Origin of the sequence: Microbacterium sp. K36 (genome assembly GCF_004794355.1) — a bacterium.
Classification (GTDB): Bacteria; Actinomycetota; Actinomycetes; order Actinomycetales; family Microbacteriaceae; genus Microbacterium; species Microbacterium paraoxydans_D.
The window spans coordinates 37,319-45,332 of the sequence record NZ_SSDN01000076.1; the positions used below are offsets into that span (position 1 = coordinate 37,319).

Consider the following 8,014-nt stretch of genomic DNA (forward strand, 5'->3'; position numbering starts at 1 on the left):
TCCTCAGAACGGACGGGTCGGGATGTCTCCATCCTAGGGCGGTTTTTTGGACCCGGTCGATCTGTGCCGTCCCGGGATCAGGGGGATGGCAGGATGATCCGATGCCGCTCTGCGGCCCCGGCCCTTTCCCCCTCGACACGCGTCTGCCCTGGCGCGACGACCGCCGCGCTCACCCCCTGCACGCGAGGCTCCGGCAGCCCGACCAGCCGCACGTCGACGAGGAGGTCGCCGCGATTTCCCGCGATCCGCCAGCGCAGCTCGGCTTCCGTCGCCGCGGCCACCACGCGATCCGGGAACGGGTCCTGCTCCGCGCGGAATCCGCCGATCTCCTGGACCTGCGCCGCCAGCCGGGCATCGCGGACGTCGGCCGGGACGTCGTCGAGCACATGGTCGGCGAGGAACGGGTACGTGGCGGCGGGCCGTCCGGCGCGGATCGCGGCGTCGAGAGCCTGCGCGGCGGCGACCGTCTCCGCCCACGGATGCAGGACCGCGGAGGGGGCGTCCGTCCGTTCGAGCACCTGCTGGAGCGCGGCTCCCGCGATCCGCCGGGCGCCGAACTCGTCGGAGTTCCCGAAGGCCACGACGCCGACGCCGGTGGCGGCGTGCCAGCGCATATGCGCCGAGAAGCCGGGAAGGCCGCCGGAGTGCTGCACGACCCGCCCGAACCGCCGGTCGTCCTCGACGAAGAGGCCGTAGCCGTAGCCGGCCCCCGCGAGATCGCGCCCGTCGAACATCGCCGACGGCACCGGGATGGGGGTGCGGGCCTGCTGCAGCTCCCGTCGCGACGCCGGAGCCAGCACGGCGGGCGCCAGCGGGTCGTCGGTGAAGGCCGAGCCGAGGAACCACATCCATCTCGCGATGTCGTCGACGGTGCTGAACATGCTGCCGATGCAGCCGAGCGCGCCGGACCCCACGAACGGCTCGGGGCGGAACGTGGTGCCGTCGTCGAACGTCCGGAACCCGCCGGCCAGCGTCTCCGGCGCGTAGCCGTCCGACGCGTGCGCGGTCCGGCGCAGCCCGAGGGGCTCGAGCAGGGTCTCCCGGATCACGTCCTCCACGGCCCGGTCCGTCACCGCTTCCACGACGCGGCCGAGCAGCGACTGGCCGAGGTTGGAATATTGGTAGACGGTTCCCGGCGCGGCCGCGAGGTGCACCCCACCTGCGAACACGGCGGCGATCTCCGAACGGGAGGCGCCGAGATGCCGGTCCACCCAGGCGTTGTCCTCCCCCAGACCGGACCGGTTGGAGAGCAGCAGGTCGCCGGTGACCTCGACGTCCGCACCCCGATGCCGCAGCCGGACCTCCGGCAGATAGGTGCGAATCGGCGCGTGGAGGTCGAGCAGGCCGCGGTCTCGAAGGGAGAGCACGGTGGCGGCCAGGAAGCTCTTGGACATCGAGGCGATGCGGAAGACCGTGTCCCGCGTCGTCGGGGCCTCATCGGCGCGTGGATGGCCGTGGGTGAGCACTGCGCGGATGCTTCCCCGTTCGGCCACCGCGGCGATGGCGGCCGGAGCGGCACGACGCGCGCGCTCGTCCAGGCCGTGGCGGAGTGCCTCCGCGGCGGACTCGGCGGTGACGAGGAGATCCGCATGCTGCCCGGTCATACGGGGACCCCGGCGCGCACCTCGTCGGCGAAGGCCTCGATGAGCGCGCGGCTGGCCGCGGTGTTGTGATCGTGCACGCGCTCGGCGTCCGCGATGAGCGCGGGAAGAGAGCGTCCCTCCCCCCGCAGCGCCGCGTCGTCCCATCGGGCGAGGTCGGCGGCGGAGGCCTCCGGATGGAACTGGACGCCGCGCACCCGCGCCCCCAGCCGGAAGGCCTGGTTCTCGACGGCGGCGCTCGATGCGAGCAGCACCGCCGCGGGTGGCAGCCGCGTGATCATGTCCTGATGGTTCTCGATCATCGGAGCCTCGTCGCCGAACGCCGCGAACAGGGCATCCGCACGCCCGGCCGCCGTCGGGCGGATGGGGGTCGCCCCGCGCTCGATCGGTCCGGTCTTCTCCGCGACCTCGCCGCCCGCCACGTGGGCGAGCAGCTGACCACCCAGGCAGATGCCGAGCGTGGGGAGGTCGCGGGCGATGGCCTCCGCGGCGAGCGCGCGCTCGGCGGCGAGCCACGGCGCGCGGTGATCGTCGTCCGGCATGAGCCCGCCGCCCAGCATGACGAGTCCGGCGTAGCCGTCCAGAGAGATCGGCAGCGGCTGCTCGGCTCCCACGATCTCGTCGACATCGATCGCCTTCTCCCGCAGCCAGGTGCCGAGGCGGCGCGGGCCGGAGCTCGCGGAGTTCACGATCACGAGGACGCGCGGGGTCACAGCGCTCCCTCCCGGGTCGACGTGTCGACCGCCGGCACGAGCGCGGCTGCGGCCGGCTCTCCTGCGCTGCCCGCGAGGAAAGCCTCGTGGTCGGGGTCCGACGCCTCCAGCACGCGGAGGACGTTCTCGTGCGCCGCCGCCCGGAGGTCGTCCTCCGACCAGTCGCGACGCCGCAGCTCGGCGAACAGCGCCGGGTACCCCGAGACGTCGCCGAGACCGTCCGGCATCGCATCGGAGCCGTCGTAGTCGGCGCCGATCCCGACCGCATGCGCGCCGGCCACGCGACGCACGTGATCCAGGTGATCGGCGACGTCCGCGACGCCGACGTGCGGCGCCTCTCCCTCTCCCCCCGCCTCCCACCAGTCGCGACGGGCCTGCGAGACGAACGTGGGGACGAACGGCACCATCACGACGCCGCCCTGCGCGCCGATCGCGGCGAGCACGTCGTCCGGCACGTTGCGAGGGTGGTCACACAGGGCGAAGGCGCCGGAGTGGCTGACCATCACCGGGCGGGTCGCGACCTCCAGGGCATGCCGCATGGTCATCGGAGCGACGTGCGAGAGGTCGACGAGCACACCGATGCGGTTCATCTCACGCACCACCTCGCGTCCGAAGTCCGTCAGACCGCCGTGGCGCGCCTCGTCGGTCGCGGAGTCCGCCCAGGCGATCGTCCGCGACCAGGTGAGCGTCAGATACCGCGCGCCGAGACGCGCGAACTGCCGCAGCACGGCCAGCGATCCGCCGAGCTGGTCGCCGCCCTCGATGCCGATGAGCGAGGCGATCCGCCCCTCGGTCATCGCCGCACGCACGTCGGCCGCCGTCCGAGCGATCGCGAAGCGCTGCGGGTGGGCGTCGACGAGCCGGTGCACGAAGTCGATCTGCTCGAGCGTGGCCACGACCTGCTCCGCCCCCTCCAGCACGGGATCGACCCAGACCGACCAGAACTGGCCGGCGACCCCGCCCGCGCCCAGTCGCGGCAGGTCGGTCTGCGTGGCCGCCACCGCCCCGGAGAGCTCCGCGACCCGGTAGCCGAGCAGCGTCCTGCTCGCCCAGGCCAGATCGTTGTGGCCGTCGATCACCCGATCGATCGGCAGGTCCGCGTCGACCATCTCAGTCCTCTCGTCCATCCAGCACCGCGTTCATCCGCGCGGTGAGCACCGGGTCCACGGCGCGCGCGACGCCGTCCAGCTCCCGCACGGGCACCGCTCCCCGAGTGCTGGAGCAGAGCCAGAGGGCGTCCGCCCGCTCCAGATCGTCCCGCACCATCGCACCGACGCGGGAGGGCACCTCGGCGAGTCCCGCGAAGACGTCGGCCTGGGTCGTCCCGGGGAGCACCCCGTACTCGGGCGGTGGCGTGACCAGTGTCCCGTCGAGCAGCGCGATCAGCGTCGATCGCGGCCCTTCCAGCACGAAGCCGTCGGCGCTGACGAAGATGACATCGTCCGCACCCCGGCTCCGCGCCTCCCGCAGCGCCGCCTGGTTCACGGCGTAAGCGAGGGATTTCGCTCCCTGCAGCAGCCAGGGTGCCGTCTCCATGACGTCGTGCCGGTATCCGCGGTCGAGGACCACCGCGGAGACGCCCCGCGCACGGACGCCGGCGGGATCCTCTCCCGCGAAGCCCAGCACCCACCCCGTCGGTCCGGCCGCGTCGATCTCGTCCCCGCGGGTCATCGCGAACTTGATCGAGGCGATCTCCCCGTCGCGGAGCACTCCGGGGCGGGAGACCTCGGCGGCCGCGCGGCGCACCGCCCTTGCCCACCGCTCGCGGCCCGGCGCGGGCAGCCCCAGGAGCTGCGCCGAACGCTCCAGCCGCGCGAGATGCGCCTCCAGCGCCTGCGGCCTGCCCCCGCGCACCACGGCGGTCTCGAACACGCCGTCGCCGCGGGTGACGCCGAGGTCGGTCGCCCGGATGATCGGCTCCCGTGGATCGACGGGGTGGATCCCGTCCTCCGCGGATTCGGCGGCCGGATCGAACCGGTACAGCAGCAGTGCGCGCATGGGATTCCGCTCTCGCAGGTTCGGGGGCCGGTCAGCCCGCGGTCAGGACGGCCTCGGGAGCCTCGGCCGCGGAGGAGTCGAAGACACGGGACGCGTCGCGGGCGATGCGCTCGGCGAGCACCTCGTGCCCGATGCCCGGTCCCGTGGGGACCGCGACGCGACCGGCGACCGCGGTCACCGGAGGAGCGATGATGTCGGACTCGTAGTACTTGTCCGATCCCGACACATCCGACGGCAGCAGGAACCCCGGGAGCGAGGACAGCGCGACGTTCGCAGCGCGCCCGATGCCGAACTCGTGCATCCCGCCGCACCACACGGGGATGCCCGCGTCCCGCGCGACGTCGTGCGCGGCGCGGGCGACGGTGAGCCCGCCCATCCGCGACACCTTGATGTTGAGGACCCGCCCCGCTCCCAGCCGGATCATGGTCCGCAGGTCGCCGAGGTCGACGACCGACTCGTCCAGGCACACGTCCGTGTCGAGCCGCGCCTGCAGATCGGCGTGGGCCACGAGATCCCGCGGTGCGAAGGGCTGCTCGATCATGGTCAGCGCCTCGCGATCCAGGCGCGCGAACACCGCGGCCGCCCGCTCGTCATCGGCGTAGGCGCCGTTCGCGTCCACGTGGAGGTCGAGGTCGGGGTAGGCGCCGCGCACCGCACGCACCGGCTCGACATCCCATCCCGGAGCGATCTTGAGCTTGACGCGGGGGTAGCCGGCGGCGCGCTGCAGCTCCACCTGCGCGAGCAGCTCGTCGATCGACGGCTCGATGCCCAACGACACCCCGGCGACGACCTCGTCGCGCGTCCCGCCCAGGGCCGCGGCGAGCGCGACCCCCCGCCGCCGGGAGGCCAGGTCCCACACCGCCCCGGAGAACCCGGCCTTCGCGAATTCGTGCCCGCGGACCCGCGCCCACGACGCCTCCAGCTCCGCCGGCTCCTCCCCCTCGGCACGCAGCAGCGCGGGCACGAGGTACCGCGTGGCGATCTCCCACGCGGTGACCGTGGTCTCCGCGCCGTAGAACGGGTCACTCGGGGACGCGATCTCCCCCCAGCCCGTCTGACCGTCGGCATCGGTGACCTCGACGAGCACGTGCTCGATGCCGGATTTGCGGTGCGAGCTCGTCTCGAAGCTGTGCCGCAGCGCCTGCCGCAGGGCGAACAGCCGGACGCGGACGACCCTCACGCGTCCTCCTCCGGGCGGGGGCGCGCCGTCTCGGGGCCGTAGAGACCCAGGCGGGCCACCAGCCGGTCGCGTTCGGCCAGCCGCCGACGCGCTCCCTTCGCGCTCGCCGTGGTGAGCGCGCTCAGCAGATGGCACACGGCCGCGACCGGGGTCGGCGAGTCCGCGTACGACGCCGATCCGGTGCGCACCCGGATGAGCGAGGTCGCGATCGATGCGAGCGGGGCCTCCTCGCTGTCGGTGATGACGACGAGCTGACCGCCCGCCTCATGGAAGAGCCGCCCGAGCCGCACGGTCTCCTCCCGGTAGCGCCGCAGGGAGAACGCGATGAGCACGTCGCTGGCCCGCACATCCGTGAGCACGGTGAGCGGCTGCAGCGCGTGCCCGTCGACGAGGAACACGTTCGACAGCGTCGCCGAGAGATCCGCGTTGAGGAGCTGCGCGTACGCCGCCGCCTTGCCCTCGCCGGCCACGTACCGTCGTCGGGCGCCGAGAAGCAGCGCGGCGGCCTGCGGGACCTGGGCCGAACGGCTGAGCTCCTCGAAGGTCTGGGCGAGCGTGCGCTGCTCCGTCTCGATGATCCGCGCCTGGATGCTCTCGGCGGAGAGGTTGGTGCGGATGCGCTCGCCGTAGCGGTCCCGCGGAGAGACGAGGTCGCGATCCTCCTGGTCGTGATCGTGGTCGTTCATGCCGTGCCCTCCCCGGGTGTCGCGCGGTAGACCGCCGTGTCGTCGTCGAGGCGCGTGGCCCCGACGAGGACGTCTCCGCGGCGGAACGCCGCGGTCATCGTCCGCTCCAGATCCCGCCGGAGCACCGCGCGCGCCTCGACGTCGAGGTCGCCGGGACGGGTCGGGATCGCGATCCAGGTGCCGTCGTCCGCCGCCACGCCCCGCCCCCAGTCGTCCGGCCCGAGCACGGGAGGGATCGGAAGGGACCGCCGGGAAGGCCGGTCGGCGGCGTCCAGGTCCCACGAGACCACCAGGCGGTCGGTGTCGGGGCGGGCGTAGTAGTCCCGCTCGTAGGCGATGCCGACGGCCCCGAGGGAACTCAGGTTGAAATGGGCGTTGCGCGAGAGCAGCGGATCGAACGTCCACCGCATCGTCCGCTGCCCCCACCGCAGGGCCACGGCACGCTGCGCCCGCTTGAGGGCCTGGCCGACGCCCCGCCCCTGATACGCGGCGTCCACGGCGGCCGCCTGCGAGTAGTGGAACGAGGCGCCCGCGGTGTCGCAACCGGCGAAACCGTACGCGAACCCGATCAGCTCCCCGTCGTCGGCGAACGCGCCGACCGCCGAACCGCCGTTGCGGGCGAGGGCGGTGAGCAGGTTGGCGTTGAGGGCGTACTCGTTCTCCGTGTAGGCGAAAACGCGGGCGTACAACGCCGCGGCCTCACGGAACTCGGCGTACCGGGTGAGTTCGCGGCAGCCGTGGGCGACATCGGCGGCCACCGAAGAATGAGGCACGATACGTTTCCTAAGATCGAGGAGTCCTGCTGCTGTGAGCGATGCTATCGGCGGGTTGCGGGGCGATCAAGGGGCAAGATACGGTTCGTAACCGTGACGACTCCTCCGGCAGTGCGCGACGCGGACCATCCTTCCGACGACATCATCGCACTCGTGCGCGAACTCGTGCTGCTCGAGACGCCGAGCCGCGACGTCGAGGCGAGCGCCCGCATCGCCGATCTGCTGGCCGCCTGGTTCGCCGCCGTCGGCGGCACCGTCCAGCGGGTCCCGCACGAGCTCGGGACGGATCTCGTCATCGACGTCCCCGGCACCGGAGACCCGGTACTCCTCATCGGCCACACCGATACCGTGTGGCCGGTCGGCACCCTGGCGGACGACCTGCCGTGGACCGAGGAGGACGACGTCGTGCGCGGACCGGGCTCCTACGACATGAAGGCCGGCATCGTGGTGATGCTGGAGACCCTGCGACACCTGCAGCCCCTGCCGATCGCGCAGCGGCGCGCCGTGCGGATCGTGCTCGTCGCGGACGAGGAGATCGGCTCCCCCGTCTCGGGCCCCCTGCTCGCGGAACGGGCCAGGGGCGCGGCCTGCGCCATCGGATTCGAGTCCCCGCATCCCGACGGCGCCCTCAAGGTCGGCCGTCGCGGCAGCGCCCGGGTGCGCATCGCCGTCACCGGCCGCGCGGCCCACGCCGCGCTCGACCCCGAGCACGGCGTCTCGGCGATCGACGAGCTCGTGGACCAGCTCCTCCGGGTCCGCGCGATCGTGGCCGACCCCACCCTGCCGAGCCCGGTGCTCTGCAACGTCGGCGTCATCGACGGCGGCGCCCGCACCAACGTCGTCCCCGCGCAGGCGGCAGCCGAGGTCGGCCTCCGTTTCCTCGACCCGGACTCGGAGGAGCGCGTCCTCGCCGCTCTCCACGGCCTGACCCCCGTACGCCCCGGCGCCCGCGTCGAGGTCGCCGTCCTGAGCGCCCGGCCTGCCTGGCAGGCCTCCGCGGCCGACAGCGCCCTCCTGGCACGCCGGCGAGGAGACCGAGATCATCCTGTACACGTGGGACGAC

General features: G+C 73.2%; 8 protein-coding genes. 1 reads left to right on the forward strand and 7 read right to left on the reverse strand.

The window, feature by feature from the left end:
* Positions 1 to 77 precede the first annotated feature (77 nt).
* From DW296_RS08995 to DW296_RS09025, 7 genes are read right to left on the reverse strand one after another with little or no spacing between them, the layout of a single operon-like run.
* Positions 78 to 1,604, reverse strand: a complete 1,527-nt coding sequence (locus DW296_RS08995; RefSeq protein WP_136051945.1) for a serine hydrolase domain-containing protein — start codon at positions 1,602 to 1,604, stop codon at positions 78 to 80.
* Positions 1,601 to 2,314, reverse strand: a complete 714-nt coding sequence (locus DW296_RS09000) for a type 1 glutamine amidotransferase (RefSeq protein ID WP_136051946.1) — start codon at positions 2,312 to 2,314, stop codon at positions 1,601 to 1,603. Before DW296_RS09000 ends, DW296_RS08995 begins: the two co-directional genes overlap by 4 nt.
* Positions 2,311 to 3,441: a dipeptidase gene (locus DW296_RS09005; RefSeq protein ID WP_240743046.1), complete on the reverse strand. Its 1,131-nt coding sequence runs from the start codon at positions 3,439 to 3,441 to the stop codon at positions 2,311 to 2,313. Before DW296_RS09005 ends, DW296_RS09000 begins: the two co-directional genes overlap by 4 nt.
* Positions 3,425 to 4,312, reverse strand: a complete 888-nt coding sequence (locus tag DW296_RS09010; protein ID WP_136051947.1) for an aminotransferase class IV — start codon at positions 4,310 to 4,312, stop codon at positions 3,425 to 3,427. Before DW296_RS09010 ends, DW296_RS09005 begins: the two co-directional genes overlap by 17 nt.
* A 31-nt stretch (positions 4,313 to 4,343) precedes the next feature.
* Positions 4,344 to 5,492, reverse strand: a complete 1,149-nt coding sequence (menC, locus tag DW296_RS09015; RefSeq protein WP_136051948.1) for an o-succinylbenzoate synthase — start codon at positions 5,490 to 5,492, stop codon at positions 4,344 to 4,346.
* Positions 5,489 to 6,178 carry a MurR/RpiR family transcriptional regulator gene (locus DW296_RS09020; protein WP_136051949.1) on the reverse strand — a complete coding sequence of 230 codons (690 nt, stop codon included), beginning with the start codon at positions 6,176 to 6,178 and terminating at the stop codon, positions 5,489 to 5,491. The genes menC and DW296_RS09020 overlap by 4 nt, the downstream gene beginning before the upstream one ends.
* Positions 6,175 to 6,951 carry a GNAT family N-acetyltransferase gene (locus DW296_RS09025; RefSeq protein WP_136051950.1) on the reverse strand — a complete coding sequence of 259 codons (777 nt, stop codon included), beginning with the start codon at positions 6,949 to 6,951 and terminating at the stop codon, positions 6,175 to 6,177. The genes DW296_RS09020 and DW296_RS09025 overlap by 4 nt, the downstream gene beginning before the upstream one ends.
* Before the next feature lie 93 nt (positions 6,952 to 7,044).
* Here DW296_RS09025 and DW296_RS09030 point away from each other — a divergent pair.
* On the forward strand, positions 7,045 to 8,014 hold a 970-nt coding region (locus DW296_RS09030), incomplete at its 3' end, for a M20/M25/M40 family metallo-hydrolase (RefSeq protein ID WP_136051951.1).